At 33.1% G+C, this 17,343-nt stretch carries 15 protein-coding genes; 9 read left to right on the top strand and 6 right to left on the bottom strand.

Going from position 1 to position 17,343, the window contains the following annotated elements:
* Window positions 1-88 precede the first annotated feature (88 nt).
* The 5 genes from KMW28_RS28000 (at window position 89) to KMW28_RS27980 (ending at window position 8,530) form a co-directional block, all read left to right on the top strand.
* On the top strand, window positions 89-793 hold the full coding sequence (locus tag KMW28_RS28000; RefSeq protein ID WP_066215695.1) for a FadR/GntR family transcriptional regulator: 705 nt from the start codon (window positions 89-91) through the stop codon (window positions 791-793).
* A gap of 303 nt (window positions 794-1,096) precedes the next feature.
* Complete coding sequence (locus KMW28_RS27995) at window positions 1,097-4,195, top strand: SusC/RagA family TonB-linked outer membrane protein (protein ID WP_169666680.1); 3,099 nt, start codon at window positions 1,097-1,099, stop codon at window positions 4,193-4,195.
* A 6-nt stretch (window positions 4,196-4,201) separates the two neighbouring features.
* On the top strand, window positions 4,202-5,569 hold the full coding sequence (locus KMW28_RS27990) for a RagB/SusD family nutrient uptake outer membrane protein (RefSeq protein WP_169666676.1): 1,368 nt from the start codon (window positions 4,202-4,204) through the stop codon (window positions 5,567-5,569).
* 97 nt (window positions 5,570-5,666) lie between these two features.
* On the top strand, window positions 5,667-6,428 hold the full coding sequence (locus KMW28_RS27985; protein ID WP_066215691.1) for a PKD domain-containing protein: 762 nt from the start codon (window positions 5,667-5,669) through the stop codon (window positions 6,426-6,428).
* 401 nt (window positions 6,429-6,829) lie between these two features.
* Window positions 6,830-8,530, top strand: a complete 1,701-nt coding sequence (locus KMW28_RS27980; RefSeq protein WP_169666673.1) for a polysaccharide lyase family 7 protein — start codon at window positions 6,830-6,832, stop codon at window positions 8,528-8,530.
* A gap of 120 nt (window positions 8,531-8,650) precedes the next feature.
* Here KMW28_RS27980 and KMW28_RS27975 read toward each other — a convergent pair whose 3' ends face one another.
* Window positions 8,651-9,034, bottom strand: a complete 384-nt coding sequence (locus tag KMW28_RS27975; protein WP_066215686.1) for a hypothetical protein — start codon at window positions 9,032-9,034, stop codon at window positions 8,651-8,653.
* A 368-nt stretch (window positions 9,035-9,402) separates the two neighbouring features.
* Here KMW28_RS27975 and KMW28_RS27970 point away from each other — a divergent pair, with 368 nt between their 5' ends.
* Complete coding sequence (locus tag KMW28_RS27970) at window positions 9,403-9,864, top strand: DUF1569 domain-containing protein (RefSeq protein ID WP_169666670.1); 462 nt, start codon at window positions 9,403-9,405, stop codon at window positions 9,862-9,864.
* Here the strand turns inward: KMW28_RS27970 and KMW28_RS27965 are convergent.
* From KMW28_RS27965 to KMW28_RS27950, 4 genes are all read right to left on the bottom strand, one after another.
* A complete protein-coding gene (locus KMW28_RS27965; RefSeq protein ID WP_169666668.1) occupies window positions 9,854-10,573 on the bottom strand; it encodes a hypothetical protein in 720 nt (239 codons plus the stop codon). The two genes, KMW28_RS27970 and KMW28_RS27965, sit on opposite strands and share 11 nt — an antisense overlap.
* 72 nt (window positions 10,574-10,645) lie before the next feature.
* Window positions 10,646-11,482 (bottom strand): glycoside hydrolase family 25 protein, encoded by an 837-nt coding sequence (locus tag KMW28_RS27960; protein ID WP_169666665.1) that lies wholly within the window; start codon window positions 11,480-11,482, stop codon window positions 10,646-10,648.
* A gap of 82 nt (window positions 11,483-11,564) precedes the next feature.
* Window positions 11,565-12,227 carry a thioredoxin family protein gene (locus KMW28_RS27955; protein ID WP_169666662.1) on the bottom strand — a complete coding sequence of 221 codons (663 nt, stop codon included), beginning with the start codon at window positions 12,225-12,227 and terminating at the stop codon, window positions 11,565-11,567.
* Between the two features lie 8 nt (window positions 12,228-12,235).
* Window positions 12,236-12,766: a TlpA disulfide reductase family protein gene (locus KMW28_RS27950; RefSeq protein WP_169666659.1), complete on the bottom strand. Its 531-nt coding sequence runs from the start codon at window positions 12,764-12,766 to the stop codon at window positions 12,236-12,238.
* Between the two features lie 255 nt (window positions 12,767-13,021).
* Here KMW28_RS27950 and KMW28_RS27945 point away from each other — a divergent pair, with 255 nt between their 5' ends.
* Window positions 13,022-13,201 (top strand): hypothetical protein, encoded by a 180-nt coding sequence (locus KMW28_RS27945; RefSeq protein WP_066215675.1) that lies wholly within the window; start codon window positions 13,022-13,024, stop codon window positions 13,199-13,201.
* 788 nt (window positions 13,202-13,989) lie between these two features.
* Here KMW28_RS27945 and KMW28_RS27940 read toward each other — a convergent pair.
* Window positions 13,990-14,295 (bottom strand): hypothetical protein, encoded by a 306-nt coding sequence (locus KMW28_RS27940; RefSeq protein WP_066215674.1) that lies wholly within the window; start codon window positions 14,293-14,295, stop codon window positions 13,990-13,992.
* A 297-nt stretch (window positions 14,296-14,592) separates the two neighbouring features.
* Between KMW28_RS27940 and KMW28_RS27935 the strand changes: the two genes are divergently transcribed.
* Together KMW28_RS27935 and KMW28_RS27930 are read left to right on the top strand one after the other, a co-directional pair.
* Window positions 14,593-15,984: a sigma-54-dependent transcriptional regulator gene (locus KMW28_RS27935; protein WP_183363968.1), complete on the top strand. Its 1,392-nt coding sequence runs from the start codon at window positions 14,593-14,595 to the stop codon at window positions 15,982-15,984.
* On the top strand, window positions 15,974-17,326 hold the full coding sequence (locus KMW28_RS27930; RefSeq protein ID WP_169666653.1) for a sensor histidine kinase: 1,353 nt from the start codon (window positions 15,974-15,976) through the stop codon (window positions 17,324-17,326). The genes KMW28_RS27935 and KMW28_RS27930 overlap by 11 nt, the downstream gene beginning before the upstream one ends.
* Window positions 17,327-17,343: the final 17 nt, after the last annotated feature.

Raw genomic sequence — 17,343 nt, 5'->3', positions numbered from 1 at the left:
TCATTTTGTGATTAAGGATGATTATATTTAATCTATGAAATGAAAAACTAAGAACTGGTAGACCAGTCAAAAAATGAAATGATTTATTATGGAACAGTCAGTATTTGATACATTTAGAAAAATAGAAGTAGAAAAACCTGTTGATAAAATTATCAAACAGTTGAAAGCATTGATATCTAGCGGTCAATTAAACCCGGGAGATAAACTACCTTCCGAAAGAAAATTAAGCGAATTATTTGGTATTGGTAGAACCTATGTACGTGATGCTATCCGTAAGCTTGAGTTTTATGGGATTTTAAAAACTCATCCACAAAGTGGCACTGTAGTCGCTGGTTTTGGAATTGATGCACTTGAAGGTTTAATCACAGATGTTTTAGAACTAGAAGGCAACGATATGAATTCTTTGGTTGAAACTCGTGTTGTTCTCGAAAAAAGTACAGCTAGATTTGCAGCGTTGCGTAGAGATGAAAAAGACATCGTTTCTATTTCTAAAGCGTTATCTGAGTACGAAGAAGCTGTAAAGTTAGGTCAAGAAACAGTAGAACACGATTTGATGTTCCACTTAAAAATCGCAGAAGCAAGCAAAAACTCTGTTTTAAAATCTTTAATGTTAATTGTGGCGCCAGACATTATTACGTTTTTTAAAGAAAACGAAGTATGTATTGGAGATAAACCTCACAAGGCATTAGACGAACATTATAAAATTCTAGAACATATAACTAATAGGGAGCCAGATTTGGCCGAACAAGCTATGTTTAATCACCTGAAAGGGATATTAAACACTGACATATAATTATTATCAACTTTAAAATAAACTATGCCTATGATATAATGTATCATACAAAAAAAAAGGATTAACGAAACGTTAATCCAAACAGGCAATTCAAACGCAGGGTCATCGGCAAAATCATCCGCATTTCGAATACCATAGGATAAATATAATAAAACAACACATACATCACTATATGTGATCCTATTTCGCCTGTCCAATTTTCTCAATTTTTAACAACAAAAAAGTATATAGCGCATTGTTATAGCGTATATATATTATGGTACGCTACTAATTGATGTACTATCAATCTCTTCACTAAATAAAATGAACACAAGATTATTACTTTTATCATTTACTCTCTTGCTAGTACTTTTTTCAGGACAAACATTCGCACAAGATAGCGAGCGTGTCTTAAAAGGCAAGGTAGTCGATCAGGACAACAATTCACTTCCTGGCGTTTCTATTATTCTCAAAGGAGGTAAAGGAAACAAAGGTACAATTACAGATTTTGATGGAAATTATTCACTTCTAGTAAAATCAACAGACATTTTAATGTTTTCTTTTATCGGTTGCAAAACACAAGAAGTTGCAGTGGGTAATCAAACTACATTAGATGTACAGTTGATGGAAGAAGCAAGTCAACTGGATGAAATTGTTGTCGTTGGTTATGGGTCAGTTAAAAAGTCACATTTAACAGGAGCAGTTTCTAAAGTTAAGAATGAAAACTTAGATCAGATTCCTACTGCCAGAATTGATGACGCTCTTTCTGGACAAGTTTCTGGTGTAAACATTCAGCAAACTAACCCTACAGCAGGTGAGGCACCAACAATTAGAGTGAGGGGTGTTGGTTCAATCACTTCATTTCCAAGTCCACTAATTGTAGTAGACGGGATTGTTGTAGATCAGGATTACTTGGCCACTTTGGATATGAACGATGTAGAATCGATTGAGATTTTAAAAGATGCATCTTCAGCAGCCATCTATGGATCAAGAGGTGCAAACGGTGTGATCATGATTACCAATAAGCAAGGTAAAGAAGGTAAGGCCAAATTTAGCTATAATGGTTACTTTGGTGTGAAATCAGTACCAAAAAATGATGTATTGAAAACAGTAGGTGAATGGACTTCTTTCGTTCAAGATAATAATAACGGAGAACTTACTGACCGTATGAAGTACATTCAACAATTAGGTACTGAAACAGCATGGGACGATGTAGTGATGGATGGTGGTACGATTCAATCGCACTCGTTATCCGCAAGAGGGGGAACAGAAAGAACAAAGTATTCTATCTCTGGTAACTATTTAAAAGACGAGGGTGTTTTACTTACAGATAGCTATGACAGAATCAACTTCCGTTTGAACGTACAAACGAAAGTAAACAAAAGATTAACGTTCGGTTTGAACGTGAACCCTTCTTACAGTAACCAAAGAGAATTCCCTATCGGATTACACGATGCAATTAGACAATCACCTTGGTTGCCTCAGTATATTGACGAAAACTCTATCAACTATGTAAATAGATTAAGAGAAAGTGGTCGTTGGGCAGATACACAAGTAGGAGATTACGCTATGGAAAGAATGTTTGATGACTACGATTTAACAAACGGTATGCCCGTAGAAAGTGGTGGAACTGACATTAGTACAACATCAAATGTATCTCCAATATCAAAAATTTTAGAAAGAGAAAGACGTAAATACAAGACGAAGATCTTCTCAAATATCTTTTTGAAATATAAAATCGCAGATGGCTTAAACTTTAAATCATCTTTCGGTGGAGATTACAGAAACCAAAGAGATGCAAGATTTGTAGGCTTAAAAGCCACAAGAAATGCTGAGGCAGGTACGGAAGCTTACGATCGTCGTCAAAATGAATTTCACCTTGTAACAGAACAAACTTTAGATTGGAATAAATCATTTGGTCATCATTCTTTTAGCGCAGTTGGTGGATTTGCCTTCGAGTTCTGGGATTATAATAGTAGCACAATCGAAGCTGCAGGATATAACTTTGATTATGTGAAAACTATCCCACAAACAAACGTAACTGCAGCGGAAACATATGCTAATCAAAAGTCATTAGTTTCATTCTTTGGTCGTGCCAATTATGCTTACAACGATAAGTATTTAGTTTCATTAAGTGTTCGTTCAGATGGTAGTTCAAAATTTGGTGATAACTACAAGTATGGTGTTTTCCCAGCAGCTTCTGTGGGTTGGAGAATTTCACAAGAAAACTTCTTAAAGGATAGTGAATTGATCAGTAACCTAAAAGTGAGAATGAGTTATGGTGTTTCTGGTACTGATGGTGATGACAGAATTATTGGTCGTTACCCTGCAATTGGTTTGGTTTCTCCAGTAGGTTCTGTATTAGATGGCAATATTTATTCAGGTTTTAACCAGACTTCATTATCTAATCCTGAATTAAGATGGGAACGCTCGATTGAAATCAACCCTGGTATTGATATTGGATTATTTAAAGATCGTTTAAGCGTAAGTGTAGATCTTTACAAAAAGAATTCAGATGATCTATTATTACGTCGACCTATTGCTTCAGCTTCTGGATTTGAAGAAGCAATTGTAAACTTAGGTGAAGTAGAAAATAGAGGTGTTGAATTTGAGGTAAGAACAACGAACATAGTTACTAAAGATCTAAAATGGTCAACTACAGCAAATATGTCATTAAACGAAAATAAAATCGTAAGCATGGCAGGTGCAGATGGTATTATTTCAACTGTAGATCCTAAACGACCAGCAGAATGGATTGCAAAAGAAGGTCACCCTGTATCATCTTTCTATGGTTATGTGGTTGAAAAAGAGATTCCATTAGAAAATATCAAAAATCCTTTCTATCCAATCAATGGACAATCGCAAGATATTTATGTGAAGGATTTGAATGGTGATGGTATTATCGATCCAGATGATAGAACAATCTTAGGATCACCTTATCCTAAATTAATTTGGTCGGTAACGAACTCAGTAAACTACAAGAGTTTTGATTTAAGCTTCATGTTCCAAGGTTCACATGGTGCTAAAGTTAGAAATATGGATCCTCAATATGTAAACAATCAGTTTAGTTCTAATCAGGATTATATTACTGATGAAACAGATCCAAACTTCTTCCAGGATGCAGATAAAGTGGTTCAAAGAATCTTTACTGACGATATCGTTATGGATGCTTCATACATCACATTAAGAAACTTAAATGTTGGATATACGTTGCCGAAAGGACCTTTAAATAAAGTGGGTATTTCTTCCATGAGAGTATATGTAGCAGCACAAAACTTAATTTATATCATGGGTAGCGATTATAGAGGTTACAATCCTGAAGGTATTAACCAAGGATTAGATTCACCACTAACTTATGGCTACCAAAGAGGTGCAGCTCCAATTCATAGAACATTTTCAGCAGGTATCAACTTAAACTTCTAATATAACATGCTAATCAAAAAATCGATATATAAAATCACTGCAGTTTTAGCACTTATTGGGTTTACTGCTTGTGAAAGTCAATTGGATCTAAAACCAATCTCAGCTATTGGTGATAACGGATTTTATTCCAATACTGAAGAAGTAGAAGCAGCAGTTTTCGCTATCTACGACGGTTTACAAAATACTGTTCAAAGAGAATTTGCATTAACAGAAATGCGTTCTGATAATACAAAAACAAAGAACAGTGAAGGAGAATGGGCACAATTCGAACATATGAATGTATCGCCAACAAATGGTACATTATCTGATTATTGGGTATTTATGTACAATGTGGTATATCGTTCGAATAAAGTTATTGCATCTTTAGATGTTGTTGGTGATGATGCCACAAAAAAGCTATTCGAAGCAGAAGCTCGTTTTAATAGAGGTTTAATGTACTTTAATCTAACAAGAGGCTTCGGTGAAGTACCATTGGTGACAGGTATTATCAATCCGGGAGATGAAAGTGGATCTACTAGAGGGTCTTACAATGAGATCTATGCTCAAATTGAGTCAGATTTAATGTATGCAGTAGAAAATTTACCTACTAGAGGTAATATCCAAGAGGGTAGAGCTACGAAAGGAGCTGCTCAAGCATTATTAGCTAAGGTAAAATTAACTACAGGAGATTATTCTGGAGCTAAAACACTTCTAGAATCAGTAATGAATAGTGGTGATTATGCTTTAGTTGATGAATTTTCTGATGTTTTCTATGATGAGTTAAACTCAGAGATCATTTTTGCTATTCAGTTCTTGAACGACAATACAGCAGAATCTCAAGATTTTTCTTATGAATTTACAAAATTGGGTAGTACTAGTGGTATTAATTATGTAACAGCTGATTTTAAAGCTAATGTTGATGTAAACGATACTGAAAGAGCAGCAGTTCTTTATAGCCCTGAAGATGCTAATGAATTGGGGAAATTCCTTACATCTTCTGCAGACAATAGTTTGTGTGGTAACGATTGGATTGTGCTAAGATTAGCGGATGTGTATTTAATGTATGCAGAAGCAATTATGGCGGGTGCTGAGACAACAACAGATGCAGATGCAGTAAATGCTTACAATATGATACGTGATCGTGTGGGTCTTTCAACATTAGCAGCGGGGGCAACTTTAACAAAAGACGCTTTGATGTTAGAAAGAAGAGTGGAGTTGGCTTTCGAAAACCATCGTTTGTATGACTTGGTTAGATTTGGCGAAGCTGAAGAAGTGATGGGTAATTTTGCTGAAAACAATGGATTCCCATTCAATGCGACTAAGTTATTACTTCCAATTCCACAAAGAGAAATTGATACCAGCTATGGTTTATTAAGTCAAAACCCTGGTTATTAATCAAAATGTTGTAGACTGAATAGAAATAAATCAAATACGTGTAAGATACCGTTCAGTCTGCAACTTTTCTCACAATCATTAATTATATCAGACTAAAATGAAAACAATCATAAAGAAATTAGGATTAGCAACACTTTTGGGAGGCGCTTTACTTTCTTGTACAGAGGAACTTCCGGGAGTAGGATCTATTGAAGATTTAACACCTCCATCTGCCGACTTTACATACAAGGCATCACAAACTGAATTTAGAGACATTGAATTTACGAATACATCTATTTCAGCAGGCATTTTTGCTTGGGATTTTGGTGACGGTGGTACATCAGAAGATAAAAACCCGGTACATACGTTTAGTGGAGAGGGAACTTTTGAAGTTAGCTTAACTGCAAAAGATGGTAATGATGTCACTTCAGATACGACTATTACAGTAGTTGTAGTAGACGAATTAGTGCCAGAGTTTCAATGCCCAAGTTTTGAGTGTAGTGATAGGAGTGTTTGGGGTAGTTTCTCAGGATCGGGTTCACCAACACCACCAGACGAAAGTACAGGAGCTAAAATTGGAAACGATAGTCAGTACTTAGATCAAACAATTCGAGTAACAGGAGGAATTGAATACCGTGTAAGCTTCTGGTATGTAAGTAAGTCAGGTGGGACATCTGCAGGTAAATTAGTAATGGAAGATCCAGACAACAGTATCACTTTTGTGGATGAAGACTTACCGTTATCTGCTAGCAGTTCGGATTACGAACAAAAAAGTTATATCATCAAAATGGATGCTGCCACTACTCAGTTAAGGTTTGCCATGAACTTTGGTGATGTTGAAACAAGATATGATTTGGTAGAAATAAAGAAAATAGATTAACATTTCATTTCAAAAGGCCACTTGATATTTAATGATCAGGTGGCTAACCAAAAATTTGTATATGTGTTAAATATGAAATGTAAAAAGATAACAATAGACAGATAGACAATACTAACATTTCATATGCTGAAGTAGACGGACAACTAAACTACTAAACAACGAAGAATGGACCTTCGAACTAACTAACATTGGACATAATTATAGATCGTAAATACCCATAAGAGGTGGTCCATTCACCTCTTTTACTAAAAAAATATAACTAACTGATCACCTTTCATTCATTAAAATTATGTGTGTTAATCATCTGACTTTTTTATCAGATAATAAGTTTCTACCCAAGGGTAGCACTTTATAAACTACTAATAACTGACTTGAATTTTTACACATTAATAATTTTAATCATGAACAACCAGTACAATGTATTTAAAAATACATTTAATAAAATGATTGTTGGAGCATTCCTAACAGGAAGCATCATAGGATGTACTAATCAACAGAATGAGGTTAGTATAGAAAAAGAAAACGAACCAAGTAACTTACGAACAACAGTTACAGTTCCTAATGCTAGTTTTGAAAGTAGTTGGACGAATTGGACAGATTCTGATCCATCTGCCATTTCTGGAGATGCAAACACGGGAACAAAATCAGCTAAAATCACAGGAAGCGGTGGGAGTTTTTCCCAAGATATTAGCATTAATTCAAATGCTAATTATGAATTATCTGCTTTTGTTAAAGGAAGTTGGAGAATTTCAGCAACTGTAGATGGAGTAAAAACTTCTAGAAGCGGTAATGCTTCTGATTGGACTCAAGAAGTGGTAAGTTTTAATTCAGGCTCTGGAAGTACTGTAACCATTAAAGGAGAATACTACGCTGGAGAGGGTAGGTACGACGATTTTTCTTTAATAGAAGTAGATGGAGGAACAACACCGCCTCCAAGTTCAGGAACTGAACCACTTACTGCAATAGCTGTAGTAGCTTCTTCTGATGATGGTAATGTTCCATCGAACACTGTGGATGGCAATTTGGGAACAAGATGGTCTGCCAATGGCTCCGGTCAATGGATTAGATATGATTTCGGTAGTGTGAAAAATATCGAAGAGATGAAGGTGGCTTGGTTTAAGGGCGATGTAAGGTCAAGTACTTTTGAAGTGTTGGCTGGAAATGCAACAGATCAATTAACGGTAGTATATTCTGGAGTTTCATCAGGTAATACGTTGGAATTAGAGAATGTGTCATTAAATGGAGTTTCAGGAAGATATGTACAAATTATCGGCTATGGAAATTCATCTAATACTTGGAACAGTATCACAGAAGTAACTTTTGCAGGTACCGATGGAGAAGGAAATGGTACGGATCCGGTTGATCCAGTAGATCCTCCAACAGGTGGTGGCGGTTACCCGTACGATGTGTTAGGGTTACAAAATTGGAAGCTAAATGCATTCTCTGGAACGTTAAACAATCCGACTTTTGTAGATAATACTCCAAACTTATCTACTTACGAAAACGATAATTGGTTCTATACAGACGGTACAAACGTTTTCTTTAAATGTTATGCAGGTTATCCAACTTCTTCGGGTTCTGGTAATCCGAGAACTGAACTTAGAGAATTAACTGCAGATGGATCGTCGAATATTTATTGGGATGGTGGATCAGGAATAAATAGAATGGAATGGAAAGTAACTGTGAATCAGTTGCCAAGTTCAGGTAAAGTTTGTTTTGGTCAGATTCACGGCCCTTCTAACTCATATGATGATGTCATTAGAGTGCAATATGAAGGAGATCCAAACCAATCGTCTGGTTCAGCTCGACTGAAAATTATGGGTTGGGTAACAGAAGAAAATGACGATATGTCAGGTGACTTTATTGATGGTAATTGGGCATTAGATCAAGAAATGCACTTGGAACTTGTCTTTGAAAACTCAAACGTTGTTTTATACAACTTAGCCAATGGAGGTAGAACTGAAATCTACAGATTTAACGGCTGTAATAGTGATTCCAATTATTTTAAAGCAGGTAATTATATGCAGTCCATGAAAGGTAAATCATTAGATACATCAGATTATGGTATCGTATCGATAAGTTACCTAAAAGTAAGTCACTAAAATATTAAACAGTGTTGTTTTGTGTGTGTTTAATGAATGAAGGACAACATAATTAATCAAATTTTGGAACACACTTAATTATGAATATAGTAGTAAAGGCACAGATTTTATCTGTGTCTTTTATATTACTTCAGAATTGTTTAAAATGAATTTTTCTGCTGCAGCTGTGGCTTCAACTAATGATTCAAACATGTACAATCTCCAGCCTCTATTAAAAGCTATATTTTCTACAATACGTGATTCTTCAATAGGTGAATTAGATGCGATATAAAATCTACAATTTCTTTGGAATCCTAGCCTTTCTAAAGTGGATATAACACTATATTTAGAGGCAAGTTCCATAGTATTTGTTAACTCTTTACCGTCTACCACACCTACCATAATTTTGTCCTCAGCAATCTTTTTTGCAAACTCGTTCAAAGAAATAAGTAGTTCATCATCTGTTATTTTCCCTTGAAGTTTTAGTTTGAGGACTTTATTGTTTGTCGAAATAAAATAATTCATAAATATTACATTAGTGGGAATATATAAAAATAACAAAACTCATTGGTGGGTTAATTTTTTTGGTTGAAATTTCATAAAATCAATATAATTGTTCTTTGAATAATTCAATTAACAAATTGATTTTTGTATTATTTTAGGATTTTGAAAAATGAAGTAAAAATCAAATTTGTCATAAAATGTTTAACAGTTGTTTGAAGTTTTACAACAGTATAAGTATTTGATAGCCAATGTGCAATGTGTTTATAGAGATATAAATATTTTTGTTTTATAGAAGTTAAACAAAAATCAATATAATTTATGATATTAACATTGAGAAATGAAAAATGAATATTATTTCATAATTAAAATAGTACTAAAAATAATGAACTATGACATTACTTGACCAAATAAACCAACTAGCTATTTATACACAAACAGAAGCATTTAGAAAGACTGTTCCAAGTGTCTCAAAGGCAGGGGTAGATTGGCATGTTTACCATTCTATATTGTCAATGAATTTAATTTGTGAGGCTTTAATTAATTCAAATCCAGAACAGTATCAATCTGTATTTAATATTAAGTGGTGGATAATAAAGTTGATAAAGAAGATGCCGAGAGGTAAAGCACGTGCGCCGAAATATGTAAATAATTTCGGTAATGTAGATTTATCTATCGTTGAAATGGAATTAGATAAAGGTTATCAATTGATAGAACAAATTGATACACTTTCGGAAAATCATTACTTCAGACATTTCGTTTTTGGAGAATTGAATGTAAAAGAAGCAAAGAAGATGATGATCATCCATACCAATCATCATATTAAAATTATACAAGACATTCTTAAGTCCTAGGCTGTTCTACAACAAGTCTAGTTTGAAAGCTTTTTTGAAATTCTGAAAGTATAAATTGATAAGTACCCATATTATTCTCTTTGTCAATAAGAATAATATCTTTACTAACTATTTGTCCATTTTCTAGTTCTTCTTCAATAGTAGTTTTTTCTAATTCATTAAACGTCACTTGATCAAAAATCTTTTTTAGATGAAAAGCAATTTCAAATTGAAAACTCTTATCATCGGTAATTACTAAATCTTCTTCCAATGTATGAGTAAGGAAGAGTTCTTCATTTGTCTTAAAATAAAAATCAATCTTTGTTGGGCTTGATGGAGTATAATGCCCATTGATTTCTACACTTTCATCTGAATCTAAATGATTATCCATTGAGATAGTCACCTTATCGTAAGTATTGACAGGAAGATTAGTGAAATTAAGTTCAGGAAAACTTTTTCTAGATATCAATTCATATTGATACTGATCTTGAAAGGCTGTAAAAGCAGAATCATTTTTAAGAAAATCAATTTGATGAATTCCTAAGTTGGTTTCTGTAATCATATACTCTTTCCATCCTGCACCTTCATCGACATCATTATTAATAGCCACAAGATTTAAAAGAAAATTACCTGAAGGAGTAGGAAGATCTTCGATAATACTATCTTGACAAGAAAAGAATCCTAAACAAGTAAAAAGAAGTACGTAAGTATATGATTTAAAAATTTTCATGAGTTTGATGTCTTTATTTAAGTTACAAATTTAATAGAATTAAAGGGTTAATAACTCATGTAAAATCATAATTTATTGAAAGCCAATTAACATAGCCTTTTTAAACTGCTCCCAATTTCCATAAAAAACGTTCATATCTACTTTTCCTGGGATCCCATCTACTGTAGCAGTTTGAGAATGTTGCCACATGGTCCATCTTTTTTCTGAAGATTGAGTTCCATTACTATAATTCGCAATCCAAATGCGATATTTTGGGAAGTACCCTTTGAGATAATCTTTGTAAAAAACATCACCGGTGTAGATCATTGGTTTAACGCCAATTGCACTTTCAACGTGATCGAGAAAGTCTTTTAACCTCTTTCTCATTGTACTAGGGCTTACTCGATCTAAAACTTCTATATCGACTACAGGGACCATATCAGCAGGAGCTAAATCGCCTACCGTATTTAGAAAAAAATCTGCTTGTTGCTTTCCATCTTTTTTGGGTCTGAAAAAATGATAAGCACCAAATGAGATCTGATGTTCTTTACTTCTTTTCTTGTTATGACTAAAATGTCTGTCGGAATGATCCAATCCTTCTGTTGCCTTGCAATATGCAAATTTAATTGATTGACCTTGCGCGTGCATTTTACTTACTCTGGACCAATCAATATATTGTTGATGATGGGAAACATCTATACCATGTACTGTATATTTATTAGGTAATTTGATACTGTATCCCGAGACATGTTTATAAAAAGGTGTTTCAATTAAATCTTTAAGATTTAGTGCGTAAGCATAAGAGATTTTTGCATAAGGTTTAACTTTATCTTTAGTATCTGGGTTTTTGTACACATAAATCGCTAAGAGAAAAAGAGTTAAATATACTAAGGAGGAGAAGGGGAATATTTTTTTACGTTTTTCAGCCATATTGAGTAAGCAGTATCCGAGAGTGAATCCCGGATACAATAATAGTTTCTTTACTACAAGTTAATACGAATAAGTGAATGAACTAACTTTTAGCAACTTTGATAGAACAACCAATTGCTTTTGTTTCTTTTTCAGCAATTTCCGTGTTGTTTTGAAGTGCATTGATAGCGTCTTCAACAAACTTTACTTTTACCGCATCAGCATCTTTGTAGTTATCGTCAATTGCACCAATATATTTAACCACTAGCTGATTGTTCTCTTTGTTTAACAAGAAAACATGAGGAGTTTTTGTCGCACCATAAGTTGGGAATACTTTCTGTCCTTTATCAAATAAGTAAGGGAAAGTGAATCCTTTTTCATCCGCTCTTTCTTTCATTTTATCAAACGAATCTTTTGGTTGAACAGCGGGATCATTAGGATTAATCGCTATGACTGGATATCCTTCTTCTTTAAATTTTTTATCTAAAGCGATAATACGGTCTTCGTAAGCAATAGCATAAGGACAGTGGTTACATGTGAATATAACAATAGCACCTTTTTCTCCAGCCAAATCATTTAGAGCATGTTGTTGATCGTCTATGCCGATTAGGTTAAAATCTGGTGCTATTTCACCAATTTTTACAGCTTGTACTGTTTCTGTAGTTGAAACAGCTGCTTGTTTAGTTTCTTCTTTTTTCTCGCTTGAAGTAGATCCACAAGAGAAAAATAATAAAACAGATAAAGTGCTTAAAATGAAAGTTTTCATAATTAAAGTTAGATAGAATTTATAATTGTTTTTATGTCGTCTAGAGATTCAAAATCTCCAAAATGGAATTTTTTATTTTGACCTTTAATAAATAAAGTAACGGGGATAGCACCATCCCAATCTTTTTCAATTTCACCAATCCAATAATTAGCATTGGCATCATCCAACCAATAACTAGTGGTATTAATTTTATTTTTATCGATGAATTTCACTAAGTTTTTTTCGCTTAGATCTAAACTAATCAACATCACTTTACTTTTTTTGTTCTGTGATTTAAACTCTTGATCTAAAGTAGTGAAGAATGGGATTTCCTTTACACAAGGAGCACACCATGTCGCCCAAAAATTAATTACTCTTAATGTATCATCTTGATGTTTAAATAAGGGAGCTAACTTATCAAAATTCTCAAAGTATTGAATTTCTGTAGTGGAAGTTGAAATTGTTTTATCAGGATGTAAAACTAGTGGTTTGTTTTCTTGGCAGGCACTCAAAGAGAGCATCATTCCAATTAAAAAGAATAAATAATAGAACTGTTTCATATGTAAAAAATGAAGATATAATGGATTAAACCTACTTCGTACAATTTTGAGGTAATTATTTTATAAAAATATTAAAAACATCCTTTAGAATCTAAAAGAGGAAATTAAATTAATTTAAAATATATAGAATTTATATGTCATAGTTCACAATTGGTGATTTAATTAAGAAATCATACATCATAATCATTTCAATTTAAAACACTTTGCAGGTATTAAGGGTATAAAAAACTGATGAACAATTAAACGCTAATTATTATGTCGAAGTATTCTAAAACCTCACAAAAGAAATTAATTATATATAGTATTGTAACATTGTTTACGCTTACTTTATCATTAGTTGCAGAAAAGAAATTTGATAACAAAAAGCATGATGATCACATTGTTGTTGTGGGTATTATGAATCAAAATCATATCAAAATGAAATACATGGAATAGAACTGTTTATAATTTAGAAATCATATAATTTTAAATAGATAATTATAATAATTTGGGTGAATTGATTAACTTAATAAACACACCACCCAAATTATTATATGACAAAATTCAAATTCGTTATTACTTTATACACCTTACTGTTTTTTACACTTGTTCTTATTAGCTCTGGCTTACGATCGAAAAGAATAAAACAGAGTTTCGTTTCTGAAAAATCTTACGATCACAAATTCACTAAATTATTCTCTAGACATACTGGATTAAGGCCAAATAAAAATTTTTCACCTTGTGTGAGATATTTTTCTGGTCAATAATTGTCCACATTGAATTTTCGGTTGTCTTTAGAATTGATTAGCATATTACTATAGATATACATTGAAAAATCTTACTGATGAAAGAAAAAAATTTCACTCAATTAATTTACAGTGATCATTTAAATTACTACCGATTGTCCTTAATAAACTTTGTTTTAGGTTTATTACTTCTTCTGAATACATATTCTGTAGAAGGAATGTCTTACAGCAGTTTATTATTAGTTCTAGTATTTTCTTTTGGTGCATTGAGTTTTCTAAGCATTGGCTTAGTAAATTCATACTTGACTAAAAAATTAACCTTTTAAATATCACACACAAGAAATTAGTAAAAGAGGTAGTCATAATTTGTATATGACTACCTCTTTTTTTTAAAGATTTTGAGACTATATTTTTTCTGTTTTAAAACAAACTTCTGAGTTTCGATTCATCAATAGAAATAAAAAAAGCCTGAGATTTCTCACAGGCTTCATAATTCTTTTATTTACTCCATTTCATGTATGGATATTTTGCAGTTGTTTGATCAACTGTTTTACCAGCATTTACACCTTGTGCTTCTGCCAAAGTATTTACGCCAGCATGGTTTTGTATGTGGTAAGCACCTTTGCGGTTCTTTCTTACAACAGCAACATCTTCATTTGTTGAAATACTCTTTTGAGTTTTCTGTACTGTTGTTGTTTTGTAACCCTTTCTCACTTTGTTCTTTTTAGTGATTGGGTTGTCTGCTAAAGATGTTAGTGAAACACCTGCAGCAAGAAGAATCGTACCAATTAACTTTTTAGTCATCGTTTTATGTTTATAGTGTTCCTTATAAGTAATATTATGTATTTATATACCTCAAATTTATAGAAATTGTTACAAAAAATTATTGAATGAATCTTAACGAGGGAACTCTTATTTTTATCAATTGTAAATCACCTAATATTCTATTGATTTGCTAGTAAATCCACTAACAAATTGATGTTTTTGTTAGAAATAACATGATAAAACAAAAATATTGTATCACTTATTTTTTTCATAAATTTTTTATTCTTTAATTGTTCTGTCCATAAACGTACAATCAAATTATAATTCACCGTCGAAATAATGAGTAAGCCCCTTGGAAAAATTCTAGTAATAGATGACAACGAAGATATCTTGTTGGCAGCCAAAATGTTATTAAAAAAGAATGCAGATTTGGTTCAAGTTGAGAGTAACCCAGGTAAAATTCCGTTTTTATTAAAGAACGATAGCTATGATGTTATTCTTTTGGATATGAACTTCACAAAAGATACTACTTCTGGAAAAGAAGGGTTTCATTGGTTGGAGCAAATATTAGAAATAGATCCAAATGCAGTCGTCGTTATGATTACCGCATACGGTGATGTAGAAACTGCTGTAAATGCTGTAAAACAAGGAGCGACAGATTTTGTACTAAAACCATGGAATAACGAAAAACTTATTGCGACATTAACTTCTGCTGTTCGATTAAAAAAATCGTACGAAGAAGTAAAATCCCTAAAAGAAGAAAAAACAGAATTATCATCTGCATTAAATAAAATGCCTGGTTCTGAGGGTATTGTAATAGGTGATAGCCCGGCCATGAGAAAAGTGTTTGCTCTTATTTCTAAAGTAGGTAAAACGGATGCAAATATTCTTATCCTTGGCGAAAACGGTACAGGTAAGGAAGTAATCGCCAGAGCCGTTCACGAACAGTCACTACGACATGAAAATGTCTTTATTGGAGTGGATATGGGATCTATTTCAGAAACACTCTTTCAATCAGAATTATTTGGACATAAAAAAGGGGCGTTTACCGATGCTAGAGAAGATCGTGCTGGTCGATTTGAGATTGCAAATAAAGGTACCTTGTTCCTAGATGAAATTGGTAACTTGCCAATGACTTTACAATCTAAATTGCTTACTGTCTTGCAAAAGAGAGAAGTAATTAGAGTGGGTGATAATAAAACGATCCCTGTTGATATCCGTTTAGTGTGTGCGACCAACATGCCGGTATATGAAATGGTGGAAAATAAAGAATTTAGACAAGATTTACTTTATCGTATTAACACTGTAGAAATTCATTTACCACCTTTAAGAGATAGGGCAGAGGATATTCCTTTATTAGTGGCACACTTCTTAAAGATATACGCTAATAAATATCGTAAAGGAAAAATGAAGGTAGCTGCTTCTACTATGAAGAAGCTTCAGAAATATTATTGGCCAGGTAATGTAAGGGAGTTACAACACGCTTTAGAAAGAGCAGTAATTATGGCAGATACCGATACATTACAGCCAACAGATTTTACTTTCTTGGTTGAAAAGAAAAAGGAAGAAGAAGATTTTGACTTATCAGAATTTGATTTGGACACTGTTGAAAAAATGATGATCCAAAAAGCTGTAAGTAAATACTCAGGTAACATCTCTAAAGCGGCTAAATCTTTAGGTTTAACGCGAGCATCTCTCTACCGTAGATTAGAAAAACATGGTCTTTAAACAATTTAGACTTCAGGTCTCCTTACGTGTTTTCTTAATCGTATTGAGTGCCTTTATATTTAGTTTCTTTTTACAAAAAGAATTAATTGCCAATGCCGTATTTGTGTTTGCATTAATATGGTATCAAGTATGGCTTTTATTGCAAAAATTAAATAGTATTGCTTTTGATTTACGTAAGTTTTTAGATTCCATTAATTATGATGATCTAACACAGACGTTTACCATCAATAATACCAACGAGGCAAAAGATGATTTAAATAAAACTTTTCAAAAAGCTTTAAACAGGTTTAGAGACAAAAGATCACAAAGAGAATCTGATTTACAATTTTATAAATCAATAGCACAGCAGTTAGATACCGCAATTGTGGCTTTTGATACATCTGGTAAAGTGGTTTTTTCTAATAAAACTACAAAACGTCTTTTTACTGGAGTGAAGTCTTCTCACGTATTGGATTTCGAAGATATATCAGAAGAATTATTCAATATCTTTAATAACAAAGATGAGGAAGGCATTTATCACTGTACTATTCCTGGAATGTATGCATCCGAAAGGGTTGTAGTTCAAAAAATGCTCTTGTATGTAAAAGGAGAAATGATTCATGTTTACAGTATATCAAGAGTAGAAGAAGAGGTGGAGAAAGTGGAGATACAAGCTTGGGAAGCTCTTATTTCTGTGCTTACTCATGAAATCATGAATGCTATTGCACCTGTTGCGTCTTTAAGTGATACTGTGAAAGGAGAACTTGAATACTTAAAAGATAATTATGACAAAGAGGTGCCTACCAAAGAAGAAATTTCTGATTTAATTTCTCCTATGGAAACCATTTCACATCGAGTTTCATCACTTTCTACTTTGGCGGAGAATTTTAGAGTGTTAGCACATTTAAGAGAAAGTCAATTTGAACATTTCAATGTCAATAAACTTTGTGAAGAAGCCGTTGAATCTTATCAATCGACTTATCCTAATGTGAAGTTCGAACTTCAATTACAGCAAGAAAGTATATTAGTGACGGCAGATCCATTGCAAATTAGATCGGTGATTGATGCCGTTGTAAAAAATGCAGTGGAGGAGCTAGAGACTTCAGGTGCTGAACGAGCATCCGTGATCATAAGAAGTACTCAGGATGAGAATAAGAACAAGCCTATCATCAGAATTATTGATAATGGATCTGGAATTGATTCGGAAGCTCAGAACAAAATATTTATACCGTTTTATACCACAAAGAAAGACCACGTAGGTATTGGACTTAGTTTATCAAGACAAATAATGCGTAGAAATAATGGTCGATTAACGCTTAAAACAGCATTAAATGAGGGTAGTGAATTTACCTTAAGATTTTAGTAATAACGCTTACACCG

It is taken from the genome of Flammeovirga yaeyamensis (genome assembly GCF_018736045.1).
GTDB classification, from domain to species: domain Bacteria; phylum Bacteroidota; class Bacteroidia; order Cytophagales; family Flammeovirgaceae; genus Flammeovirga; species Flammeovirga yaeyamensis.
Note: the sequence above shows the minus strand (reverse complement) of the source record. Positions and strands in the feature narration are given on the sequence as shown.

Bases quoted from the DNA above. Each gene is read 5' to 3' on its own strand.
- KMW28_RS27975 (WP_066215686.1), bottom strand. From the start codon at position 9,034: ATGAATTATTTTATTTCGACAAACAATAAAGTCCTCAAACTAAAACTT.
- KMW28_RS27945 (WP_066215675.1), top strand. From the start codon at position 13,022: ATGTCGAAGTATTCTAAAACCTCACAAAAGAAATTAATTATATATAGT.
- KMW28_RS27955 (WP_169666662.1), bottom strand. From the start codon at position 12,227: ATGAAAACTTTCATTTTAAGCACTTTATCTGTTTTATTATTTTTCTCT.
- KMW28_RS27980 (WP_169666673.1), top strand. From the start codon at position 6,830: ATGAACAACCAGTACAATGTATTTAAAAATACATTTAATAAAATGATT.
- KMW28_RS27995 (WP_169666680.1), top strand. From the start codon at position 1,097: ATGAACACAAGATTATTACTTTTATCATTTACTCTCTTGCTAGTACTT.
- KMW28_RS28000 (WP_066215695.1), top strand. From the start codon at position 89: ATGGAACAGTCAGTATTTGATACATTTAGAAAAATAGAAGTAGAAAAA.
- KMW28_RS27950 (WP_169666659.1), bottom strand. From the start codon at position 12,766: ATGAAACAGTTCTATTATTTATTCTTTTTAATTGGAATGATGCTCTCT.
- KMW28_RS27990 (WP_169666676.1), top strand. From the start codon at position 4,202: ATGCTAATCAAAAAATCGATATATAAAATCACTGCAGTTTTAGCACTT.
- KMW28_RS27930 (WP_169666653.1), top strand. From the start codon at position 15,974: ATGGTCTTTAAACAATTTAGACTTCAGGTCTCCTTACGTGTTTTCTTA.
- KMW28_RS27985 (WP_066215691.1), top strand. From the start codon at position 5,667: ATGAAAACAATCATAAAGAAATTAGGATTAGCAACACTTTTGGGAGGC.
- KMW28_RS27940 (WP_066215674.1), bottom strand. From the start codon at position 14,295: ATGACTAAAAAGTTAATTGGTACGATTCTTCTTGCTGCAGGTGTTTCA.
- KMW28_RS27960 (WP_169666665.1), bottom strand. From the start codon at position 11,482: ATGGCTGAAAAACGTAAAAAAATATTCCCCTTCTCCTCCTTAGTATAT.
- KMW28_RS27970 (WP_169666670.1), top strand. From the start codon at position 9,403: ATGACATTACTTGACCAAATAAACCAACTAGCTATTTATACACAAACA.
- KMW28_RS27965 (WP_169666668.1), bottom strand. From the start codon at position 10,573: ATGAAAATTTTTAAATCATATACTTACGTACTTCTTTTTACTTGTTTA.